Raw genomic sequence first — 22,138 nt, forward strand, 5'->3', positions numbered from 1 at the left:
GCCCCGATCCGCGGTCACCCTCGTGAGGATCAACGACGGCGCAAGCGGAGGAGAGACTGATGATGGCGCAACCTGGCGTGGCAACGGAGCTGCAGCTGCTGAGGCTGGTCGAGCTCAAGGGCGGGTGCGGGCCGAGGACCTCGCGCCGGCACTCGGGCTGTCCGAGGAGCAGGCGCACGCCGAGGTGCTCGCCCTGGTCGAGGGCGGGCTGGTCGCCGCGGCCGGACGCGGCTTCCGCCTCTCGCCCGACGGCAAGGCGCGGGTCGGCTCCCTGCTGGACGCGGAGTACGACGACGTCGACGACGCGGCGATGGTCGCGGCGTACGACGAGTTCTGCGGGTTCAACGCGGACCTCAAGCAGATCATCACCGACTGGCAGGTGACGCCGTCCGGCGAACCGAACCTGCACGACGACGCCACGTATGACCACGCGGTGCTCACCCGGCTCGTGGCGCTGCACGACCGGTTCGTCCCGCTGCTGGAGCGGTTCGGGACGATCGCTCCGCGCCTGGCCACCTACCCGCGCCGCTTCGCCCACGCGTGCGAACGCATCGCCGCGGGGGAGCAGACCTGGGTGGCGCGCCCGATCACCGACAGCTTCCACACCGTCTGGTTCGAGCTGCACGAGGACCTGATCCGGCTGTGCGGCCGTACCCGACTCGAGGAGGCCGCTGCGGGTCGCGCCCACTGACGTCCGCCCCGTTCCCGGAGGGGACGACGACAGGGGCCGCAGGTGCTGGGAAGCACCTGCGGCCCCTCTGTCTTCGATCCGTGGCTCGATCCGTGGCTGCTCTGTGCGGACGGGCGGTTCAGCCGGCGTTCAGCGCCTCGAACGCGGCGACGGCCCGCTCGGCGGGGGAGAGGTCGCGCAGCGACGCCACGGTCTCTGCATCGAGCTCCGCCTCGACCCACTCGGTCAGGCGCACCAGGCTCGGCTCCAGGGCGCCGACCCCGGGGGCGACCCGGCCCGGCCAGACCTGGCCGGTGCTGCCGTCGACGGTGATCTCCCGACCGGCCAGCCGGTCGAGGACCCCGTCTCCGCACCCGACGATGCAGGCCCGACCGATCTCCCGGCTCACCACGGCGGCGTGGGAGGTCGCGCCGCCGTACTCGGTGACGATGGCGACCGCGGCGAGCATGCCGTGCAGATCGTCGGGGGACGTCGTCGCGCGGACCAGTACGACGTCCTCGCCGGCCTCCGCGCGCTCCTCCGCCTCGTCGGGGTCGGTCACCGCGATGCCGGTGGCGAGACCGGGACAGGCAGAGACGCCGACCGCGATCGGGTCACCCTGGCCGGGTCCGGCGCCGGCCTCCGCGACGCTGCGCACCTGCGCCAGGTCCACCCGGGACCTGGCCACGGACGGGGTCAGCACGCCCTCGTCGACCATGTCGACGGCGATCCGGACCGCCGCCAGTGGGGACCGCTTGGCCGACCGTGTCTGCAGGAGCCAGAGCCTGCCGGCCTCGACGGTGAACTCGATGTCCTGGACGTCGCCGTTGAGTCGCTCCAGTCGGCGCGCCATGTCGAGCAGCTCGGTGTGGACCGCGGGGAGACCGGACGCGAGCGCCTCGAGCGGCAGCGGCGTGACCTTGCCGGAGACGACGTCCTCGCCCTGCCCGCCGGGCAGCCACTCGCCGAACGGATCGGACGAGCCGGTGTTGGGGTTGCGGGAGAACAGCACCCCGGTGCCGGAGTCGGCGTCGAGGTTCCCGAAGACCATGGCCTGGATGGTGACCGCGGTGCCCAGGTCGTCGCCGATCCCTCGGGAGCGTCGGTACACCTGGGCCCGCGGCGACTGCCAGGAGCCGAAGACCGCCGCCACCGCGGCACGCAGCTGTGCCCAGGCGTCGTCGGGGACGACCGCGGTCGTGTCCTCGGGCGCAGCGCCGAGCACCGTCTCGCGGTACTGGTGGACGAACCGGTCTCGGGTGTCGGCGACGTAGTCGGCGTCACCGGTCTCGGCGGTGAGGGCACGCTCGGTGGTCTCGCTCAGGCCGAGGTTGAGAACGGTGTCCATCATCCCCGGCATGCTGATCGGGGCGCCGCTGCGCACCGAGACGAGGAGCGGTCGCTCCACGGACCCGAACCGACGGCCGGTCTCCTGCTCGAGGAAGGCGACGCCCTGGCGGACCTGGGCCCACACCTCGTCGGTGATCTGGCCACCTGCCTCGTAGAAGGAGCGGCAGTGCCCGGTGGTGAGGGCGACGGCCGGGGGACCGGCAGGTCCCGTGCGCGCATCGCGTTCACGCTCCACGCCTTGCCGCCCAGCGCGCTGCGGTCCAGCGTGCAGGATCCGTCGAGACGGACCACGGCGGCCGGCACACCGGGGGCGATCCTGGTCAGGGTGGCGTCCGTGCTGGCGGTCATCGATGGCTCCTCAGAGTCCGGCACCGCTGAGCATCCCGCCGTCGACGGTGAACTCGCTGCCGGTGCAGTAGGTCGACTGGTCCGAGAGCAGGTAGCTCGCCAGGGGCGAGACCTCCTCGGGCTGGCCCCAGCGGGAGATCGGCACCTTGGCGTAGATCTCGCCCTCGGGCGGCTGTCCGGGCCGTTGGGTCATCGGCGTCGCGATCCCACCGGGGTGGATGGAGTTGACCCGGATGCCCTGCGAGCCGAGCTCATGTGCGGCGGCCTTGGTGAGCCCGCGGACCCCGAACTTGCTGGCGGTGTAGGCGGAGAGGCCGGAAGCGCCGACCATGCCGTTGATCGAGGAGACGTTGACGATCGATCCTCCCTGCTCGGACATCAGCGGGGCGACGGTCTTGATGCCGAGCCAGGTGCCGGTGAGGTTGATCTCCAGCACGCGACGGAAGGCGTCCAGGTCCATCTCCGCGATCGGCTGGAACACCAGCACGCCGGCGTTGTTGACCAGGCCGTCGACCCGACCGAACTCCGCGGTCGCGGTGGACACGAAACCTGCCCAGCTCGTCGGGTCGGTGACGTCGTGGTGGACGTAGCGCGCCCGTTCGCCCAGCTCCTTGGCGAGCAGCTCACCCTCGTGGTCGAGCAGGTCGCCGATCACGACCCGGGCTCCCTCCTCGACGAAGTGACGCGCGTGCGCGGCACCCATCCCGCGGGCGCCTCCGGTGAGAAGAACCACCTTGCTCTCCAGCGTTCCCATTCCTCTTCCTCCGTGTTCGTTGATCAACGCCGGGCCGCGTCGCGGGCCGCGATGTAGCCGAAGACCATGGCCGGTCCGATGGTGGCGCCAGCACCGGCGTAGTCGTTGCCCATCACCGCGGCCGAGGCGTTGCCGGCGGCGTACAGGCCGGTGATCGGCTCGCCCGCGGCATCCAGCACCCGGCCGCGCTCGTCGGTGGTCAGGCCGCCCTTGGTGCCGAGGTCGCCCGGGGCGACCCGGACCGCGTAGTACGGCGCGCGGGTCAGCGGTCCGAGGACCGGGTTCTGCAGCGTGGGGTCGCCGTAGTAGCGGTCGTAGGCGCTGTCGCCGCGCTGGTGGTCGTCGTCGTGTCCCGCGCGGGCCAGGTCGTTGAACCGCTCCACGGCGCTCTCCAGCGCCTCGGGGTCCATGCCGGTCAGGCCGGCCAGCTCGGCGAGCGAGTCGGCGCGGTGGGCCGTGCCGGCGTCGTACCAGGTCTGCGGCAGGTCGGTGCCCGGCACGATGCCGCCGAACGGGTAGCGCCGCCGTGCGGTCTGGTCCTGGACGAACCACAAGTAGGGGTGGCCCCGCTCGATCTGCTCGTGCACGAACGTCACGTACGGCGACGACTCGTTCGTGAACCGCTCACCCTCGGGGGTGAGGATCAGCGAGTTCGGGATGGAGCGCTCCGAGACCAGCGAGTGCACGCGACCCTCGGGCTTGCGCACCGCGGGCATCCACCACGCGTCGTCCATCAGGTCCACCGCGGCACCCACCGCCTGACCGGCGACGATGCCGTCGCCGGTGTTGCTCTCCACGCCACCCGAGACGTCGGGACGGCCGACCTCGGGGAGGTACTCCTTGCGCATCGCCTCGTTGCGTTCGAAGCCGCCGCTCGCGATCACCACGCCACGTCGCGCGCGGACCCGGTAGGGGTGACCCTCGTGCTCGATGACTGCTCCGACGACCTGGTCGCCGTCACGGACCAGGTCGAGCAGCGGGGTGTCCAGCCAGACCGGGACACCGGCCTCGACCAGGCTGCTGCGCAACCGGGCGACCAGGGACTGCCCGAGCGATACCAGACGACGACGACGCAGCCGGTTCCAGGTCGCCTTCACCCCGAGGCGGAACGCCGTCCACCGGCCGGCCCAGGTGCGGGTCACCATGTTGAGCTTGACGTAGTCGGCGGAGGTGATCACCAGTCCGCCGGGCACGGAGAAGACGTTGCCCCGCTGCGTGGCCGCCAAGTCGCCGAGGCGGTCGATGGGGAAGGGCGGGCACTCGACACTGCGACCCTCGGGACGGCCGCCCGGTGCCTCCGGGTGGTAGTCGGGTAGCCCGGGCACCAGCGGAAGCGGAGGTCGCTCGTGCGGTCGCGGAACATCTCGAACATCGCCGGACCCTCGTGGACCAGCGCCGCGAGACGAGCCTGAGCGATGCTCCCCCCGGTGATGTGCTCGAGGTACTCCAGCACACGCTCCTCGGGGTCGGAGATGCCGGCCGCGGTCAGCACGTGGTTGTTGGGGACCCAGACCCCGCCGCCGGAGAGGGCGGTGGTGCCGCCGTAGACCTGCGCCTTCTCGACCAGCAGGGTGTCCAGGCCCTCGAGCGCGCCGGTCAGCGCCGTGGTCATCCCGGCCGCGCCACTGCCGACCACCAGCAGGTCGACCTCGTGGTCCCAGGCAGGTCCGTCCGGCGCCGGAGTGCTTCCGGTGCGGGCTGACGTCATCGACTTCCTCCTCGGTTCGGGTGTGGGACCAACAGCACCGCACCGTCGGCGGCCAGCGGTCGTTCGTCCCATCCATAGGGACGTGCGGTGGTGCGCATCGGTCGGGCCCGGGGTTCCTCACCGGAGGGGGTCGATGATCTCGTCGGCGAATCGTCGGACGGCGTCGATCCGCGAGCCGACGCTCCGGCCCTCGGCGGCGAGGAAGCCCGTCGGCGAGAGGTAGACGTCGGTCGCGCCGGCCGCGCCGAGTCGGCGCAGGCCGGCGACGCCGGCACCGGAGACCGGAGTGGCGCACACCGTGAACGGCCCGGTCCGGCCGAGGTCCGCACGCAGTGCTCCCAGCCGGGCGATGTCGCGCTCGAGGTCGTCCACCGCGAGGTTGGCCGAGATCCAGCCGTCGCCGATCCGCGCCGCGCGGGCGAGTGCCGCCTCGCTGTGGCCGCCGACCAGGATCGGCACCGGCTCGACGGGGCCGGGGAGATCATCAGCTTGTCGAAGTCGTAGTGGCGCCCGTGGTGCTCCACCCAGTGGGGCCCGCCGCCGCAGACCGCGCGCACGATCTCGATCGCCTCGTCCATCCGCGCGCCCCGGGTGCGCATCGCGGTGCCGGTGAAGCGGAACTCCTCGGGCATCCAGGCGAGGCCCACACCCAGGGCGACCCGGTCGGTGGCGGCGACGGCGAGCGTGGCGACCTGCTTGGCCAGCAGCAGCGGGTCGCGCAGCGGGAGCTTCAGCACCGCGGTCATGAAGCGGAGGCGATCGGTGATCGCCGCCAGTCCGGCGATCGTGACCAGAGGGTCCGGCATCGGGGTGTCGGGCCGCCAGTGACGCTCGCCGTCGGAGGTGTACGGATATCCCGCGGACACCTCGGCGGGGAAGAAGACGGAGTCGGGCAGGGTGACGCCCTCGAAGCCGACCTCCTCCGCGGTCCGGACCACCTCGGGGAGCTCCTCGGCGGGCACCATGGCCGCCGACATCCACCACTTCATCGCGGTGCCAGCAGGTCGAACGGGGTCGTGGTGACCTGGAAGCTCGGGGTGTCGGCGAGACTCATCCGTGCCTCGTACACCCGCTGGTAGGTGATCGAGGTGATCAGCCAGCCGCGCTCGGGGTCGCGACGGTACTCGTCGTGGGAGAGCGACTGCCCCTCGATCACGTAGCCGATGTCGGTGCAGATCGTGCGGTCGGCCATCGTCCAGGTGCCGCGGGCGGTGTCGCCGTCGATCTCCAGCGTCGGCTGGATCATCCAGTGGGCGGTGATCCGGTCGGCGGTGAGCCGCTGCTCCATCTCGGTGATCAGCGCGTCGGCACCGTCGGTGATCCAGTCCGGCCGGAACTGCGCGGTCATCTCCGGCGCGAGCGTGGCGGCCAGGCCCGCCCAGTCCCGGGTGTCCACACACCGGGCGTAGGTGTGCTTGAGCTCCTGGATGTCCCAACGGTGCTGGGCCTGCAGGTCGTGCATGTCGATCCTCTCGAGGGTGGGGTCGGACGGCGTCAGCGCGTGGCGGCGAGGTCGAGGGCGGCCAGGTGGCCGAAGACCATGCTCGCGGCGATCGGGTTGCCGCCACCGGGGTACGTCGTACCGCTCACGGCCGCCATGGAGTTCCCGGCCGCGTAGAGACCCGGGATCCGGGCCCCGGCGGCATCGAGCACCCCGCCGTCGGCGTCCGTGCGCAGGCCGCCCTTGGTGCCGAGGTCGGAGAGTCCGAACGCGACGGCGTGGAACGGCCCCTTCTCGACGCTGACCAGGGGCGACTCCCCGCCGGAGAACGCCCGGTCGTAGGGCTCGTCACCGCGGCCGAAGTCGGTGTCCCGGCCCTCGGCGACCTGGTCGTTGTACCGCGCGACGGTCTCCGTGAGCGCCCCGGCGGGGACGCCGATCGCGGCGGCCAGCTCGTCCAGGGTGTCGGCGGTGTGCCACAGGCCGGCCCGTCGGTAGTCGGCGGGGTCGCCGATCGGGACGGTGGTGGACCGCACCGGAGGCATGTCGCCCTCGCGGTCGTCGTACACCATCCAGTAGCCGGCCGGACCGGTGCCGACCCGGTCCTCGCGCTGGGCATCGATCACCGCGCGGCCGAGCCGGTCGTAGGGCCAGGACTCGTTCACGAAGCGCCGACCGTCGTGGTCGACGAAGATTCCGGCGGTGAACCAGAGCGAGAACGAGGTGGTGCCGTCGGGGTGGGTGATACCCGGGGCCCACCAGGCCTGGTCCATCAGGTCCACGTCCGCGCCGAGCGCGACGGCGGCCTGCAGCGCTAGACCGTGGTTGCCGGCACAGCCCATCGAGCCCGCCGTGCTCCCGGGCACGCCGTACTCGGTCCGCAGCGAGTCGCTCTGCTCGAACCCGCCGGCGGCGATCACCACGCCGCGGCGCACTCGGAGGAGTGTCGGCTCGCTCCGGTCCCCGGTCGACTGCACCCGCACGCCGACCACCGCGCCGCCCTCGGTCTCCAGCCCGACGACGGGCATCGAGGTCCGCAGCGTGGCGTTGGGGAGGCGGCTCAGCGCAAGGAGCAGACGACCGATCAGTGCCTGCCCGCCGGCGAGCTCGTCGGCCGCGGGCACCCCGCCCCGCTCCACCTTGAGCGGCGGTCGGAGCAGGGCTCCGAGGTCGCCGAGGGTCTCGCGGGCCAGCGGCAACGGGCGGAGCTGCCGCTTGACCGAGGCGCCCGGAATCGCGCCGTAGTAGTCGGGCCACCACATCGGCTCGAACTCGAACGCCTCGTCGTCGAGGAGGGCGTCGACCAGCCTCGGCCCACCCTCGAGGAACGCGTCCTGCACCGAGCTGTCCGTGCGGTCCCCGACCACGGCGCGGAAGTACTCCTGCGCCGCGGCGCCGTCGTTCGCGTCCACCTGCTCGCGGATCAGCCGGTTGCCGGGGAACCAGACGCCACCACCGGAGTACGCCGTGGTGCCGCCCAGGAGGTCGGTGGCCTCCGCGACGAGCACCTCGAGTCCGGCGCGGGCGGCCGTCCATGCCGCCGTCAACGCGCCGCCGCCGGACCCGACCACGATCACGTCGTAGGTCTGCTCGGTCGAGGGGTCGTGCGTCTCGGTCGTCATCTGCGGCCACCTGTCCTTGTCGCTGTGTGCGCCCGGCCGTGGTCGGCCGGAGGCGTTCGAGGACCGGGCGAGGGCCCCGTCCGGTCGCTCAGCCTGGGGGCCCTCCGAGGGCCCACCGAGCGGTCTCCCGCTCAGTGGGACGTCCCGTCGTGACCGCGCTCACAGGCGCCAAGGTCCGACGACCACCGCTGTGCAGGTGCACGGCACAACCCGAGGAGGAGGACCATGCGCGTCCTGATCACCGGCGTCTCCGACGCGACCGCTCGCGACCTGGCCAGGACGCTGCTGGCCGCAGGCCACCAGGTCGTCGGCCAGACCGACGAGCCCCACCGATTCATCGACCCGGACGTCGAGCTGCTCGTCGCGACGACCGGCGACGCGACGGTGGCGGCCGCTGTCGCCGCCGCCGACGCCGTCGTGCACCTCGGGAACGAAGGCGCTGCCGACCTCGCGCCTGCGGCTGCTGACGGCGGCACGCGGGTGGTCCTGGTCGGCGCCGACGATGATGCGGCCACCCCCCTCCGGGACGCCGGTGTCCCGCTGCTGGTGGTGCGGACCGCGCCGTTGGCCGGCCGCCGGGTGGACTCGGCGACCCTCGGCACGCTGGCCGGCCTGCTCGCGGGCGGGACCGCGGGCCAGGTCCTGCACCACGATGACCTGGTGCGTCACCTCGCGACCGTCGCGACCTCCGACCAGGTGGGCGAGCTGGAGCTCGCCGCCCCCGGGTCCGTCGACGGCACGGCTGTCCGGCAGGCGCTGAGCGGGTTCGGCGTCCCGGAGCAGTTCGACGGCGTCGAGCCGACCGCCCCGGTGACGGGTCTGACCCCCGGCACCGGCCTTGCCTTCGGCTGGTCCGCAGCGGAGGCACTCGCCGATGCGGCACGAGGCCTGCGCGGACGCACGGTCGCGGGCGGTGTCGCGACCCTCGACCTGGCCCAGTGGGGGCTGCCCACCGAGCACATCCCGCACAACCTGCCGGCCGTCGACAACGGCACGCTCGTGGTGGCGGGACCTGCCGACTACCAGGGCGAGTTCGACTCCCTGCTCGACCCCCGCCTGTCGGTGCTCACCGCGACGAACACCTCCGAGGCGCTGCCGCGGCCGATGACGCCGATGACGATCAGCGTGCAGATGACCGCCCTCCGCTTCACCAACCGGGTGATGGGCGAACTGCTCGCGATGGAGGGCGCCGCGCTGGACGAGCACGTCTCGCAGATGACCTGCGTGCTCGGCCACGCGGTCTACCTCAACGCCTCGGTCGGCGTGAACGTCGTGGAGAACATGCCCGGGTGGGACGAGCAGAGCGTGCGTCGCGACGTGTACGGGAACATCCCGGCCGACGTCGTGTTCCGTCCCGAGGGCGGCCCGCCGATGCCGCAGGGTGCGGCGGCCGAGGCGGCCGAGCAGCGGGTGCTCGCCGAGCTCGGCGCCAAGGGCATGAACTTCGCCGACGAGGCCGAGCGGGTGCACACGGCGGCACGCACCGAGGTGCTCGACGCCGACGGGCTCACCGCGCTCGACGACGCCCACCTCGAGGCGATCGTGCGCCTGTGGCAGGACCGGCTCGCCGAGGCATGGTCCGTCTCCTCGGTCGGCGTCATGCTCGCCGGGGCCGCGGCCGCGATGCACTACGCCGTGGAGGGAGCCGAGCACGTCGCGATCGACGTCACCCAGCTCGACTCCGCGCGCACCATGCTCGCCGTGGAGGATCTCGCCGACGTGCTGCGCGGTCACGACGACCTGATCGTCCTGGCCAAGGAGGGGGCCGTGGCCGAGCTGTGCGCGGCGTCGCCCGAGTTCGCGCGACGTCTCGACGCCCAGCTGGCCGTGATGGGTCACCGCGGCCCCGGGGAGTGCGAGCTGGTGAACCCCTCGTTCAGCGACCGGCCGTCCCTGCTGCTGGCCGCGGCCGCCGGGGCCGCCCAGCGTCCGGCCGAGGAGCGGGCCGTCCCGACGCCGCCCACCACGCCCAGCGGTCACGCGGTCGTCGGATCCACCCTGGCTCGCGAGCGGTCCCGGGACGCCGTGGTGCGGTTCACCCACGCGCTCCGCCTCGCCCTGCGCGAGCAGGGCAAGCGCCTGGTCGCCCGGGGTGTCGTCGCCGAGCCCGAGGACGTCTTCTTCCTGACCGTCGAGGAGACCTTCGCGTGCCCGGCCGACGCGGCGGAGCGGGTCGCGCGCCGGCGCGAGGAGCGGGTCCGGCTCGCCACCATCCGGATGCCCGACGTCGTGGTCGGGACCTGGGCGCCGGCCCCGGACGAGGAGATCCTCGAGGTCGGTGGTGAGCTGACGGGCCTCGGGATCTTCCCCGGTGTCGTCGAGGGCCGGGTCAAGGTGCTGCGTGGCCCGGACGACGACATCGAGCCCGACGACATCCTGGTCGCCTCGGTGACCGACGTCGGGCACACCGCGATGTTCAGCTACGCCGCAGCCGTGGTCACCGACATCGGCGGCGTCGCCTCGCACGCCGCGATCGTGGCCCGCGAGTTCGGTGTGCCGTGCGTGGTCGACGCCAAGGTCGCCTCCTCGCGGCTCGAGGACGGGCAGTGGGTCCGGGTCGACGGCGCTGCCGGCACGGTCACGCTGTTGGCCGACGCCTCGGAGGACCGGGGCGCGGCGGAGGCGGTCGCCGCCTCCTGAACCGGCGGGCTCATCGTCTCCGCCACGCAGCAGCGGCCGGCCACCCTCGGGTGACCGGCCGCTGCTGCGTGCTGGCGTGCTCGACCGGGTCGCGGCCAGCGGGTCAGTAGGTCAGGTAGCCGCCGTCGACGACGAACTCCGCGCCGGTGGCGTAGGAGGACTCCTCCGAGAGCAGGAAGCGCACCATCGCCGCGATCTCCTGGGGCTTGCCCTCGCGCGGGATGCACGCCTTGTCCGCCATCCCGTGGGAGCGGTCCGAGTCGGCGGTCATCTCGGTGGCGATCACCCCGGGGTGCACCGAGTTGCAGCGCACTCCGTGCGGGCCCAGCTCCTGGGCCGCGGTCTTGGTCATCCCGCGCACCGCCCACTTGGAGGCGACGTAGCCGAGGATGTTCGAGAAGGCGATGATGCCGCCGACGGAGGAGATGTTGACGATCGAGCCGGTGCCGGCAGCCTTCATCCCGGGGATGACGGCCTTCATGCCGAGGAAGACGCCCACCTGGTTGACGTCGATGACGCGACGGAAGTCCTGCTCGTCCAGCTCGTCGATCGCGTCGACGTGGACCACCCCGGCGTTGTTGACCAGACCCGTCACCGGCCCGCCGTACGTCGTCTCGGCGAACGCCACCGCGTCCCGCCAGGAAGCCTCGGAGGTGACGTCCAGCGTGGTGAAGGCGGCGGCCTCGCCGAGCTCGTCGGCCAGGGCACGGCCCTCGTCGGCCAGGAGATCGCCGATCACGACCGAAGCGCCGTCGGCGACCAGGCGACGTACGCACGCTGCGCCGATGCCGCGGGCCCCGCCGGTCACGATCACGGTGCCGGACACTGCGCTGCCTGCTGGGTCGTTCATCTTGAGTCCCTCCCTGTGGTGTACGAAACGGCGCTGATCGGTCGGCGCCGACCTCATGGGTACTGCCCGGGGGAGGGCTTCCCGGGCCTCGTCCTGATCAACGGGACGGACGTGTTCGACGGTGAGTGGGCCACCTAGCGTCCGAGTGCTGGCACGCTCCGACACGACCCGAGAGGTGAAGAGCCCAATGACCGCCACATCCGATGAGGTCCGCACCATCGAGTCCGGGGGGTGCCCACACGGTTCGCCCGCGGATGGCACTGCCTGGGCCTGGAGAAGAAGTACCGGGACGGCAAGCCGCACACGGTCAACGCGTTCGGCAAGAAGCTGGTGGTCTTCTCCGACTCCAAGGGCGACCTCAAGATCCTCGACGCCTACTGCCGCCACATGGGCGGCGACCTCTCCCAGGGCGAGGTGAAGGGCGACGAGATCGCCTGCCCGTTCCACGACTGGCGGTGGGGCGGTGACGGTCGCTGCAAGCAGATCCCGTATGCCCGGCGCGTGCCGCTGCGGGCGCGGACGCAGGCATGGCCGGCGATGTGCCAGGACGGGATGCTGTTCGTCTGGAACGACCCCGAGGGCAACCCGCCGATCGCCGAGCAGGCCATCCCCCGTATCGACGGAGGACCGGACACCGAGGGATGGACCGACTGGGCCTGGTACGAGACCCGGGTGGACACCAACTGCCGCGAGATCATCGACAACCTGGTCGACATGGCGCACTTCTTCTACGTGCACCACGCCTTCCCGACGTACTTCAAGAACACCTTCGAGGGCCACACCGCGGCGCAGATCCAGCGCGGCGTCAGCCGTGAGGACCTCCGGCCGGCGGAGAAGGCCATCGGTGGGCCGAAGCGCACCGGGAACACCTCGATCGCCACCTACCACGGCCCGTCGTTCATGATCGACGACCTGATCTACCACTATGAGTCGCTCGACGACGTCCGCACGGTGCTGATCAACTGCCACTACCCGATCGACGAGAACTCGTTCATGCTGATGTACGGGATCAGCCTGCAGCGGCCGGAGGTCGCCGACGACGAGGACCCCGAGGTCCTGGCGCAGAAGATGGTCCAGACCACCCGGATCGGCTTCGAGCAGGATGTGGCGATCTGGCGCAACAAGACCCGGATCGACAACCCGCTGCTGTGCGAGGAGGACGGGCCGGTCTACCAGTTGCGGCGGTGGTACGACCAGTTCTACACCGACGTCGCCGACCTGGAGCCGGAGATGACCGACCGCTTCGAGTTCGAGCTGGACACCACCAAGCCGGTCGAGGCCTGGCAGCGGGAGATCGAGGTGAACCTCGCGCGCCGGGCCGCCGCTCTGGAGAGCCAGGACGCCTGATGGCCGTCCCCGAGGACAACCGGCTGGCGGACGCCCCGATGCAACCGGTCTCCTGCACGACGTGCGGCGCCTGCGTGCGGATCCGCAAGAGCAGCCTGCACCAGACCAGCGTCCAGTGGGACGAGGACGCCTCGGCGCGGTGCACCCACTGGAGCACCGGCTGCAGCTCGCGCGGGGAGTTCCCGGGGTGCGAGCGGATGCGCGACTCCGTCGCGGACGCGGTGGTCGGCGGCCTGGTCCTGGTGGTCGACGCCGGTATCTGATCCCGTACCGAACCGACAGACGCACGAGCCGCCCCGGGCCGTCGAGGCCCGGGGCGGCTCTTGCGTCTGCGCCGCAGGTGCGCGGTGGGTCAGCTCCGCAGTGAGCGGCGCAGGACCTTGCCGGCGGCGTTGCGCGGCAGCGCGTCGACGAACTCGATCGCGCGCGGCACCTTGAAGTTCGCCAGGCGCTCCCGGCAGTAGGTCGTCACGTCGGCCGCGGCCAGCGCCGACCCCGGCTGCCGTACGACGAGAGCCCGGACGACCTCGCCCAGCCGGGGGTCCGGGGCGCCCACCGCCGCCACCTCGCGCACGCCGGGCAGGCGCGAGAGCACCTGCTCGATCTCGGCCGGGTAGACGTTGAAGCCACCGACGATGACCACGTCCTTGAGCCGGTCGGTGATGGTCAGGTAGCCGGTGTCGTCCAGGCTGCCCACGTCGCCGGTGTGGAACCAGCCGTCCTCGTCGATCGCGGCCGCGGTGGCCTCTGGATCGTCCAGATAGCCGAGCATCACGTTGGGGCCCCGGAGCAGCACCTCGCCGGTGACCCCCGTCGCGGCGCCCCCGGCTCCGGTGGTTCCGGCTCCGGCGGTTCCGGCGATGCGGACCTCGAATCCGCAGACCGCGCGGCCCACGGTGCGGGCGATCACGTCGGGCGCGTCGCCGGCCCGGCACATCGTCGCGACGACGGCCTCGGTGAGGCCGTAGGCGGTCAGCACCAACGGGCAGTCGAGTTCCTGCTGGATCCGCTCGATCAGGACGGTCGGCACCAGGGTCGCCCCGGTGACCGCCAGTCGCAGCCGTGCGTGCGCGGGACGGTCGGGGGAGTCCAGCAGGTCCTGGAAGACCGGCGGGGCGGCCGCGATCACGCTGATGCCCTCGTCGCGGAGCAACCCCGTCGCCTCGTCGAGGTCGAAGAGCGGCCGGGTGACGATCGCGGCGGTGCGCAGCACGCAGGTCAGCAGGCCCGCCTTGTAGCCGAAGGCGTGGAACATCGGGTTGATCACGAAGTAGCGGTCCGTACCGCTGACCCGGCCCTCGGTCGCCCATGCCTCCGCGGCGGCGAGCGTCTGCCGGTGCGCCGAGCACGCGCCCTTGCTCCGGCCCGTGGTGCCCGAGGTGAACAGGATGTCGGCGACGTCGTCGGCGCCGACCGCGTCGGCCATCGTCTCGACGCGTTCGGGGTCGACGGGGGCGGCGACCTCCGCGATGGCGGAGAAGCTGACAGCACCGGGCTGCTGGGACCCGATGGTGACCACCGCGACCGTCTCAGGGCAACCGGCCAGTGCCCGTGCGCCCTCGGACCCGTCGTCCTCGAGGTCCGTCGCGGCGGCCGAGCGCAGTTCCCCGAGCTGATCGCGCCCGAGGAACCCGTCGGCCAGCACCACGATGCGCGCGCGGGTGCGTCGTACCACGTCGACGACCTCGTGCCCGGTGTAGCGGCTGTTCAGGGGCACCAGGGTGGCGCCGACGTAGGTCGTCGCCAGCGAGCAGACGACCCACTGCCACGAGTTCGGTGCCCAGAGCGCGAGTCGATCCCCGCGGCCGAGGCCGAGAGCGACCAGCGCACGCGCGGTCAGCTGCACCTCCTGGTGGAGCTCGCGCCAGGTGAGGCGTCGCTCGGCGTCCGCGACGGCGAGTGCATGGCCGGCGGTCGACGAAGCCCGCCGCAGCGCGGCGGGGATCGTGACAGGGATCGTGGCGGGGATCGTGCTGGTGGTGCTCATGACTCGTCGGCGACCAGGGCCGAGGCGGTGGTCCGGAACCGCAGCTCCATCTCGCGGTGCTCGATGCGCCACCCCTGCGCAGCTCGGACGTAGCGGTCGCGGTAGACGATGTGCCAGATCTCATCCGCGCTGGTCCCTTCCACCGGGGCGCGCAGGTGGTGGGCCAAGCAGGCGATCCGCCCCGTCGCCCGGTCCGGACCCGGACCCGGCGCGATCACCGCGCCGACGATCGCGTGCTCGGTGAGGTGGAGCCGCGAGACCTGGGACATCGCCGCGCGCACGGCGTCACGTCCCTCGTGGGGCGTCGGGGGCCTCCGCGGTCGGGGTGTGGGGCGGTGACCAGCACGCCGTCGGCGGTGAAGAGATCGGCGACCGTGTCGGGGGAGCGGTCGTCGACGCCGGCGGCGTAGGCGTGGGCGAGTCCGGCGATGTCGAGCCGGTCCTCGGGGGAGAGGGACTGCGGGGGTGGCATGACGGTCACCGTGCCGCGCCGCGGGGCGGGCGGGACCGATGGTCCTGCCGAGTGGGACCGGTGGGCCGTGGTCCGCCTCGCCGGCCCGAGCCCACTCAGCGGGACAACGGTGCCCGGGGTGTGGTGCAGGTCTCACAGTGACCGAGCCCAGACAAGCGGCGCACCATCGAGGAGAGACATGAGCAGACTGGCCGGCAAGACCGTGATCATCACCGGAGGAACCTCCGGGATCGGCCTGGCTTCGGCCCGGCACATGCTGGAGGAGGGGCCACCGTCGCGATCACCGGTCGGGACGTGGAGAGGGGCGAGAAGGCGCTCTCCGAGCTGGGCTCGGACCGTGCGACCTACCACCCCCACGACGCCGCCGTCCGGGAGAGCTGGGACGAGGTGGTGAACACGGTGCTCGGGGCCCACGGGCGGATCGACGGCCTGGTCAACAACGCCGGCATGAACGCCCAGCCGGTGGGCACCGATTCCGCGGCGGACTTCGAGCGCGTGCTCGCCGTGAACCTGACCGGCCCGTTCCACGGGATGCAGGCCGTGATCCCCACGATGAAGGCGCAGGGCGGCGGTTCGATCGTGAACGTCTCCTCCTCCGGCGGGCTGATGGGCATCCCGCTCACGTCGGGGTACGCCGCCTCGAAGTGGGGGATGCGCGGCATCACCCGCGTCGCGGCGCTCGAGCTGGCCAAGCACAAGGTCCGGGTCAACTCGGTTCACCCGGGCATGGTGTTCACGCCGATGAGCGCCGACAGTGCGGGCCTGGTCGAGGGCGAGGGCAACTACCCGCCGGCGCCGATCGGACGAGTCGCCCGGGCCGAGGAGGTCAGCGGCGCGATCACCTACCTGGTCAGCGACGAGGCGACCTACACCACGGGCGCGGAGATCGCCGTCGACGGTGCCTGGACCGCGGGCATCGCTCCGGTCGCGCTGCTCGGTCCCGAGTTCGCCCAGGCGCTCCTGGGATGAGGTCGCTCCCGGCGAGACGAGTCGCCGGGCGAGCAGTGTCGCGCGAGGCAGAGCGCCCCGCGCAGCGAGAACGAGGAGGGACAGGATGACTGTGGAGGAGCTCGCCGGACGCACGGCCGTCGTCACCGGCGCGGGCAGCGGGATCGGGCGAGGGATCGCGCTGCACGCGGCCCAGGTGGGCATGAACGTGGTGCTGGCCGACATCGAACCCTCCCGCCTGGCCGAAGCGGTGGAGGAGTGCCGGGGAGCCGGCGCCCGGGCGATCGGTGTCGTCACCGACGTGACCGACGCGGCGGCCGTCGAGGCGCTCGCGGAGGCCGCGTACGCCGAGTTCGGCGAGGTCGGCCTGCTGGTCAACAACGCGGGGATCGAGACCCTCGGCTACGTGTGGGACCTGACCCCGGAGTCCTGGTCGCGGATGATGCGGATCAACACCGATGGCGTCTTCCACGGCATCCGCGCTTTCGTACCGCGGATGGGCGCGGCGGCGCAGAGGTCCTACGTGGTCAACACGGGCTCGGTCGCGTCAGTGACGAGTGGGCCGATGAACGCTGCCTACCATGCCTCCAAGCACGCCACTCTCGCGCTGACGGAGTGCCTGAGCCTGGAGTGCCAGGCCCGGTACCCGCAGATCCAGGTGTCGGCGCTGCTCCCCGGATCCGTCGACACCCACATCTTCGCGGACGCGTCGATCGACGGGGGCGATGAGCCCGCGGGGCCCGAGGGGATGCGGAACTGGTTGCTCGGATCACTGTCCAGCGAAGGGCTGACACCTGCCTCGGTGGCCAAGACCGTGTTCGACGGGATTCTCGCCGGCGACTTCTGGCTGCTGCCCCACGAGGAGCAGTTCGACGAGTTCGTGACCCGTCGCTCCGCGATGCTCACCGAGAAGGCAGCGCCCGAGCTGCCGGCGCTCGGCTGAGACCTGCACCGCCACGCGGCGTCGCCCTTCAGCGAAGGGCGGCGCCGCGCCGTGAGGGGACCGGCGTCGCACCAGGGACGTGCGCGACTACCGTCGTGTCGTGACCAGTGCCGTCGTGGTGGGCAGCGGGCCCAACGGTCTCTGCGCCGCGATCCGTCTGGCCCGAGCCGGCCTCGACGTGACCGTGGTCGAGGCGTACGAGCGCCCCGGCGGCGGCACCCGGACCGCCGAGCTGACCGTGCCCGGCGTCCTCCACGACGTCTGCGCGGCCTTCCATCCGACCGGGGTCGCGTCGCCGTACCTCACCTCGCTCGAGCTGGAGAAGCACGGCCTGAGGTGGCTGTGGCCCGAGATCGACCTCGCCCATCCGCTCGACGACGGCCGAGCCGGCCTGGCCGCGCGGGAGCTCGCGGTCACCGCGGCGAGCCTCGGTGTCGACGGGGAGCGGTGGCGGCGGCTCTTCTCACCGATCGTGCGGAACTTCGACGACCTGATCACCGAGGTCCTCCAGCCGGTGACGCACCTGCCACGCCACCCGATCACCCTGGGCCGCTTCGGGATGGAGGCACTGCAACCGGCCACCTGGTCAGTACGACGCTTCGCCGACGAGCCCGCCAAGGCACTGTTCACCGGGGTCGCCGCCCACAAGTTCGGGTCCCTCACCGGCCCGCTGTCCAGCTCGGTGGGCCTCCTGCTCGCCGGCGCCGCCCATGCGGTCGGCTGGCCCGTGGCCGAGGGCGGCACCGAGTCGATCACCCGGGCGCTGCTCGCGGTGCTCCACGAGGCCGGCGGCGAGGTGGTGAGCGGCGTGCGGATCGACCCCTACGACCAGCTGGGCGAGCTCGTCGGGGGACAGCCCGACCTGGTCATGCTCGACACCACCCCCGGCGCGGCGGCATCGATCCTGGGGGACCGGTTGCCCCGCAGGGTGCGGCACGCCTACCACCGCTACCGCTACGGACCGGCCGCGGCGAAGGTCGACTTCGCGATCGAGGGCGGCATCCCGTGGACCAACGCGGAGTGCCGCCGCGCCGGCACCCTGCACCTGGGTGGATCGGCCGCCGAGATCGTCCGCGCCGAGGCCGCCACCGTACGTGGCGAGATGCCCGAGCGGCCGTTCGTGTTGATCGGCCAGCAGTACCTGGTCGACCCGTCCCGCTCGGCCGCAGGCATCAACCCGATCTATGCCTACGCCCACGTGCCGCACGGCTATCCCGGCGACGCGATCGAGCAGATCACCGCGCAGATCGAGCGATTCGCGCCCGGCTTCCGGGAGCGGATCGTCGGAGTCAACAGCACGACCGCACCCGGGTGGGCGGCCTACAACGCCAACTACGTCGGCGGGGACATCGGTGCCGGTGCCAACGACGCGCGGCAGATCCTCCGCCGTCCCCGGACCTGGCCCGATCCCTATGCCACCGGCGTGGAGGGCGTCTACCTGTGCTCCTCGGCCACACCGCCCGGCGGCGGCGTGCACGGCATGGCCGGCTTCCATGCCGCGACCGCGGCGCTGCGTGCCCTCCGCAGCTCCTGGTCGCAGTGACCACGGGCGACAGCGCCGGATCGCCCGACCCACGCCACGGGAGCTGGTCAGACCAGCCAGGCAGCGCCTTGGGCCAGCAGGAAGACGATCATCGCGATGACCGAGGGGCCGGGCGCCGCGCGCCCGAGCCTCGCTACGCCGTACGCCGAGACGGGGGCCGCGACCAGCCCGGCGAGGGCGACCTGCGGAGGTTGGCTGAGCAGGGCGATCAGGTACGCGGCGGTCGCCGTGGCGCCGCCGAGCAGTCGAAGCGCACGGGGGACAGGCGCGAGGCGAGCGTGTGCTTGCCGGCGGCGCGGTCCGCAGTGCGATCTGCCCACTGGGTCTCCAGCAGGTTGACGAAGACCAGGAGGGTGAAGGGCAGGAACGCCAGGAGCGCTGCGGCGAGCGATGCCGCCGCCATCAGGGCGCCGATCGTCGGCAGGAGCAGGCCACCGAGCAGTGCGTTGACCACCTCGCCCCACCCGTGCCTCGAGAACGGCCAGGGTCCGACCGAGTAGGCCCAGCCGGCGACAAGACAGAGGACGAGCAGCGCGGCGACGGTGCCGGGGATCCGCCCCGACAGCCATCCGGCGCCGAGTGTGGCGATGGCCGCAACGCCGGAGATCTGGGCGACGCGTGCGGCGAGCGCGGCCGGCAGTCCGTGATCCAGCAGCGCGCCGCTGCCTCCGGAGAACCGGGTGCGGACGGTCAGGGCGTCGGTCTCGACGTCGGCGTACTCATTGGCCGCATGGACGCTCACGGCCACGAACCCGAGGGTCAGTCCGACCAGCAGCGCATCCCCGGTTGCGGGCACCTCGCCCGAGAGGTGGGCGCCGGCAGCGCAGCCGACGGCGTAGACGACGAGGATGAGGAGCACCTGGTCGGGACGGCTGAGTCGGATCGCCGCGCGCAGCGCTGCCGGCGACCGCATCGACGACGCTGAGGAGCTCATCGCCGGACACCCACCCGCACCTGCACGTGCCCACCGAAACGGCTCCAGGACCGGACCGAGGTGAGGTCGCGCTCGACCGTCTCCCAGGGGTGGGCGTCGATGTCGGCGCCACCGAGCCTGCAGGCCAGCCGGGCCACGGGCGAGGCCCACGCCCAGCGGCCGGTGGGACGTGCCATGTCGACGACGGCGACGCGCGCCCCAGGGCGCAGGACATCGCCGATGGCGTCCCAGGCTGCCTTCACATCGGGCATGAGCGAGAGTGTGTAGGTGCAGATGACAGCGTCGAAGCTCCCGTTCTCCGCGGCGGTCACCACCGTCGCCGGGTCCGCGGCGTCCCCCTCCACCAGGTGCACTGACGGTCGCCCGGACATCTTGGTCCGCGCAGCCGCGAGCATCGCGCCGCTGCGGTCGAGGCCGACCACGGCCCCGTCGGGGCCCACCGCGTCGGCCAGCAACGGCAGGTTCAGCCCGGTGCCGCAGCCGATGTCGAGGACCCGCTCGCCCGGGCGGAGCCCGAGCGCGGTCACGGCCAGCCGTCGGCCCACGCCGTACAGCGGCTCCCCTGAGAGCAGGTCGTACCCGCGCGCCACGAGGCCGCCGTACCGTTCCATCGTCACCTCCAGCCGCCATCCTCGCCGACACCTGGGAAGGGCGGGATCGTGAACCGGCGTCCACCGGTGTGGGATCTGCTCGTCGTCGGCGGGGGAGCAGCCGGCCTGGTCGGCGCACAGACCGCTGCCGGACTGGGCGCGGACGTGCTGCTCGTCGAGCAGGACCGTACCGGGGGCGAGTGCCTGTGGACCGGATGTGTTCCGTCCAAGGCGCTGATCGCCGCCGCAGGTCAGGCCGCCCAGGCTCGACGCGCCGGCACCTACGGCGTCTCCGTCGGCGAGGTGAGCGTCGACTTCGGCGCCGTCATGGCGCACGTGCGGCGATCGGTCACCCGGATCGCCCCCGTGGACTCCCCGGAGGCGCTCGAGCAGGCGGGGGTCCGGGTGCTGGCCGGCACCCTGCGCTTCACCGGGCCCGGGACCGCCGACGTCGACGGTGTCGAGGTCCGCTTCCGGCAGGCCCTGATCGCCACCGGGTCGGAGCCCTTGCTGCCGCGAATGCCCGGTCTGGCGGACGTGGAGCCGCTGACCAACGAGACCTTGTGGGACCTGCATGCGCTGCCTGGGCGACTGGCAGTGATCGGGGCGGGTAGCACCGGATGCGAGATCGGCCAGGCGATGGCGCGCCTCGGAAGCACGGTCACGCTCGTCGAGACTGGACCACGTCTCCTGGCGCGAGAGGACCCGGCAGCCGCCGTCTTGGTCCAGCGCGCGCTCGAGGACGACGGCGTGCTGGTCCTGACCGGCCACTCGGCAGTGGCGGTACGGGCGACGACGGGCCAGGCGCCCGGGAGCGGTGTCCTGGTGCTCGACGACGGTCGCGAGATCGACTTCGACCGGGTCTTCGTCGCCGCCGGGCGCACCCCGCGCACCCACGGCCTCGGTCTGGACGCGTTGGGGGTCCGCACCGATCGGGACGGATCGCCCGTCGTGGACCGGTCGCTGCGCACCTCCAACCCCACGGTCTGGGCGGCCGGCGACGTCACGGGGTTCCCCCGGTTCAGCCATGTGGCGGGCCTGCACGCCGGCCTGGCCTCGACGAACGCACTACTCGGGCTGCGGCGCCGCATCGATGACCTCAACCCCCGCGTCACCTTCACCCAGCCGGAGCTCGCCGCGGTCGGCGTACCCACGGGCAGTTGCGGACCCCGTCACCGCCTCCTCGAATGGCAGCACACCGAGCTCGACCGTGCGGTCGCTGAGGGAGATGACACCGGGGTCACCCGGCTCGTGGTCGATCGGCGGGGCCGCCTCGCCGGCGCCACCGTGGTCGGGCCCCGAGCGGGGGAGACGCTCGGCGAGCTGGGGACCGCGGTGCGCCAGCGCACCTCGGTGCTGCGGATGGCGACGACCCCTCATGCGTACCCCACCTACAACGACGGACCCTGGAACGCCGTCATCGACGAGGTACGACGCCGGCTCGCCGGACCGACCACGCAACGCGCCATCGGTGTCGCGGTCGGGCTGCGCCGCCGGTGGCTGGACCGGGGGTCGGTCACGACTCGGCGATCCGCTTGATCGCGGCGAGCGTGCGCGGGATGCCGTCCAGGGCTTGCTGGGTGCGGTCGGCGATCTGCGCAGGAGCGTCGTCGCCGAACTTCTCCTCGAAGAACGCGATGCCGTCGGGGAGGAACTCCCAGCTCTCGGTGAGGGTCGTCATGCCCGCCTCGGCCGGGTCGAGCGTGAAGCCCCATCGGACCAGCCGGCCGCCGACCTTCCAGGCGAACTCCCGTCCGGGTTCGGCGGTGACGACCTCCGAGCGGGTCTCCCAGGTGCGCCCGGGGAGCTCGTTGTGCCCGGTGAACCAGGCCCCGACGTGCCCAGCCTCGGCGTCGTCGTCCCACCAGCACGCCGTGCACACCGGGCTCCACTCACCGGTGCGGGTGATGTCGGAGACCAGGGCGTAGAGGTCCTCGGGGGTCGCCTGGACGGTGATGGACTCCTGGTGGCTGCGGATGTCGGTCATGGCC

General features: G+C 72.4%; 22 protein-coding genes and 1 pseudogene. 8 read left to right on the forward strand and 15 right to left on the reverse strand.

Going from position 1 to position 22,138, the window contains the following annotated elements:
- Positions 1–124 precede the first annotated feature (124 nt).
- A complete protein-coding gene (locus tag FIV43_RS03620) occupies positions 125–691 on the forward strand; it encodes a hypothetical protein (protein ID WP_141013028.1) in 567 nt (188 codons plus the stop codon).
- Positions 692–809: 118 nt separating this feature from the next.
- Here FIV43_RS03620 and FIV43_RS03625 read toward each other — a convergent pair whose 3' ends face one another.
- The 8 genes and pseudogenes from FIV43_RS03625 to FIV43_RS03650 form a co-directional block, all read right to left on the reverse strand.
- On the reverse strand, positions 810–2,255 hold the full coding sequence (locus FIV43_RS03625) for a pyruvate, phosphate dikinase (RefSeq protein WP_196780964.1): 1,446 nt from the start codon (positions 2,253–2,255) through the stop codon (positions 810–812).
- A 123-nt stretch (positions 2,256–2,378) separates the two neighbouring features.
- The gene (locus tag FIV43_RS03630; RefSeq protein WP_141013029.1) at positions 2,379–3,122 is read right to left on the reverse strand and encodes a glucose 1-dehydrogenase; all 744 of its coding nucleotides are present in this window, start codon (positions 3,120–3,122) and stop codon (positions 2,379–2,381) included.
- 23 nt (positions 3,123–3,145) lie between these two features.
- On the reverse strand, positions 3,146–4,348 hold the full coding sequence (locus FIV43_RS03635; protein WP_231123667.1) for an FAD-binding protein: 1,203 nt from the start codon (positions 4,346–4,348) through the stop codon (positions 3,146–3,148).
- Positions 4,297–4,830 carry an FAD-dependent oxidoreductase gene (locus FIV43_RS21920; protein ID WP_231123668.1) on the reverse strand — a complete coding sequence of 178 codons (534 nt, stop codon included), beginning with the start codon at positions 4,828–4,830 and terminating at the stop codon, positions 4,297–4,299. The genes FIV43_RS03635 and FIV43_RS21920 overlap by 52 nt, the downstream gene beginning before the upstream one ends.
- Positions 4,831–4,947: 117 nt before the next feature.
- Positions 4,948–5,289, reverse strand: a complete 342-nt coding sequence (locus FIV43_RS21925; RefSeq protein WP_231123669.1) for an LLM class oxidoreductase — start codon at positions 5,287–5,289, stop codon at positions 4,948–4,950.
- 35 nt (positions 5,290–5,324) lie between these two features.
- A pseudogene (locus FIV43_RS23680) lies at positions 5,325–5,819 on the reverse strand (LLM class flavin-dependent oxidoreductase); the annotation flags it as partial.
- Positions 5,816–6,292: a nuclear transport factor 2 family protein gene (locus FIV43_RS03645; protein ID WP_141013030.1), complete on the reverse strand. Its 477-nt coding sequence runs from the start codon at positions 6,290–6,292 to the stop codon at positions 5,816–5,818. The pseudogene FIV43_RS23680 and the gene FIV43_RS03645, both read right to left, overlap by 4 nt.
- Before the next feature lie 32 nt (positions 6,293–6,324).
- Positions 6,325–7,893, reverse strand: coding sequence for an FAD-binding protein (locus tag FIV43_RS03650; RefSeq protein ID WP_141013031.1), 1,569 nt, complete (start codon positions 7,891–7,893; stop codon positions 6,325–6,327).
- 225 nt (positions 7,894–8,118) lie between these two features.
- Between FIV43_RS03650 and FIV43_RS03655 the strand changes: the two genes are divergently transcribed.
- On the forward strand, positions 8,119–10,533 hold the full coding sequence (locus tag FIV43_RS03655; protein ID WP_141013032.1) for a PEP-utilizing enzyme: 2,415 nt from the start codon (positions 8,119–8,121) through the stop codon (positions 10,531–10,533).
- A gap of 103 nt (positions 10,534–10,636) precedes the next feature.
- On the opposite strand, the gene FIV43_RS03660 is transcribed toward FIV43_RS03655, so the two are convergent.
- The gene (locus FIV43_RS03660) at positions 10,637–11,383 is read right to left on the reverse strand and encodes an SDR family oxidoreductase (protein ID WP_141013033.1); all 747 of its coding nucleotides are present in this window, start codon (positions 11,381–11,383) and stop codon (positions 10,637–10,639) included.
- 231 nt (positions 11,384–11,614) lie between these two features.
- Here FIV43_RS03660 and FIV43_RS03665 point away from each other — a divergent pair, with 231 nt between their 5' ends.
- Both FIV43_RS03665 and FIV43_RS03670 read left to right on the forward strand, forming a co-directional pair.
- The gene (locus FIV43_RS03665) at positions 11,615–12,730 is read left to right on the forward strand and encodes a Rieske 2Fe-2S domain-containing protein (RefSeq protein ID WP_141013034.1); all 1,116 of its coding nucleotides are present in this window, start codon (positions 11,615–11,617) and stop codon (positions 12,728–12,730) included.
- Positions 12,730–12,993, forward strand: a complete 264-nt coding sequence (locus FIV43_RS03670) for a ferredoxin (protein ID WP_141013035.1) — start codon at positions 12,730–12,732, stop codon at positions 12,991–12,993. The genes FIV43_RS03665 and FIV43_RS03670 overlap by 1 nt, the downstream gene beginning before the upstream one ends.
- 89 nt (positions 12,994–13,082) lie before the next feature.
- Here the strand turns inward: FIV43_RS03670 and FIV43_RS03675 are convergent, their stop codons facing one another.
- From FIV43_RS03675 to FIV43_RS23070, 3 genes are read right to left on the reverse strand one after another with little or no spacing between them, the layout of a single operon-like run.
- On the reverse strand, positions 13,083–14,717 hold the full coding sequence (locus FIV43_RS03675) for an AMP-binding protein (RefSeq protein WP_141013036.1): 1,635 nt from the start codon (positions 14,715–14,717) through the stop codon (positions 13,083–13,085).
- Positions 14,714–14,986: a nuclear transport factor 2 family protein gene (locus FIV43_RS23065; RefSeq protein ID WP_141013037.1), complete on the reverse strand. Its 273-nt coding sequence runs from the start codon at positions 14,984–14,986 to the stop codon at positions 14,714–14,716. Before FIV43_RS23065 ends, FIV43_RS03675 begins: the two co-directional genes overlap by 4 nt.
- A complete protein-coding gene (locus FIV43_RS23070; RefSeq protein ID WP_141013038.1) occupies positions 14,932–15,189 on the reverse strand; it encodes a nuclear transport factor 2 family protein in 258 nt (85 codons plus the stop codon). The genes FIV43_RS23065 and FIV43_RS23070 overlap by 55 nt, the downstream gene beginning before the upstream one ends.
- A 294-nt stretch (positions 15,190–15,483) precedes the next feature.
- Between FIV43_RS23070 and FIV43_RS03690 the strand changes: the two genes are divergently transcribed.
- The 3 genes from FIV43_RS03690 (at position 15,484) to FIV43_RS03700 (ending at position 18,623) form a co-directional block, all read left to right on the forward strand.
- The gene (locus FIV43_RS03690) at positions 15,484–16,158 is read left to right on the forward strand and encodes an SDR family oxidoreductase (protein ID WP_196780966.1); all 675 of its coding nucleotides are present in this window, start codon (positions 15,484–15,486) and stop codon (positions 16,156–16,158) included.
- A gap of 85 nt (positions 16,159–16,243) precedes the next feature.
- Positions 16,244–17,080 carry an SDR family NAD(P)-dependent oxidoreductase gene (locus tag FIV43_RS03695; RefSeq protein ID WP_141013039.1) on the forward strand — a complete coding sequence of 279 codons (837 nt, stop codon included), beginning with the start codon at positions 16,244–16,246 and terminating at the stop codon, positions 17,078–17,080.
- 100 nt (positions 17,081–17,180) lie between these two features.
- Complete coding sequence (locus FIV43_RS03700; protein ID WP_141013040.1) at positions 17,181–18,623, forward strand: phytoene desaturase family protein; 1,443 nt, start codon at positions 17,181–17,183, stop codon at positions 18,621–18,623.
- Between the two features lie 208 nt (positions 18,624–18,831).
- Here FIV43_RS03700 and FIV43_RS03705 read toward each other — a convergent pair whose 3' ends face one another.
- Together FIV43_RS03705 and FIV43_RS03710 are read right to left on the reverse strand one after the other, a co-directional pair.
- Positions 18,832–19,557, reverse strand: coding sequence for a prenyltransferase (locus tag FIV43_RS03705; protein ID WP_196780967.1), 726 nt, complete (start codon positions 19,555–19,557; stop codon positions 18,832–18,834).
- Positions 19,554–20,168, reverse strand: coding sequence for a class I SAM-dependent methyltransferase (locus tag FIV43_RS03710; RefSeq protein WP_141015723.1), 615 nt, complete (start codon positions 20,166–20,168; stop codon positions 19,554–19,556). Before FIV43_RS03710 ends, FIV43_RS03705 begins: the two co-directional genes overlap by 4 nt.
- 48 nt (positions 20,169–20,216) lie before the next feature.
- Here FIV43_RS03710 and FIV43_RS03715 point away from each other — a divergent pair, with 48 nt between their 5' ends.
- Positions 20,217–21,686: a dihydrolipoyl dehydrogenase family protein gene (locus FIV43_RS03715; protein ID WP_231123670.1), complete on the forward strand. Its 1,470-nt coding sequence runs from the start codon at positions 20,217–20,219 to the stop codon at positions 21,684–21,686.
- Here FIV43_RS03715 and FIV43_RS03720 read toward each other — a convergent pair.
- A complete protein-coding gene (locus tag FIV43_RS03720) occupies positions 21,664–22,134 on the reverse strand; it encodes an SRPBCC family protein (RefSeq protein WP_141013041.1) in 471 nt (156 codons plus the stop codon). The genes FIV43_RS03715 and FIV43_RS03720 overlap by 23 nt on opposite strands.
- Positions 22,135–22,138: the final 4 nt, after the last annotated feature.

Origin of the sequence: Nocardioides sambongensis (assembly GCF_006494815.1) — a bacterium.
GTDB classification, from domain to species: domain Bacteria; phylum Actinomycetota; class Actinomycetes; order Propionibacteriales; family Nocardioidaceae; genus Nocardioides; species Nocardioides sambongensis.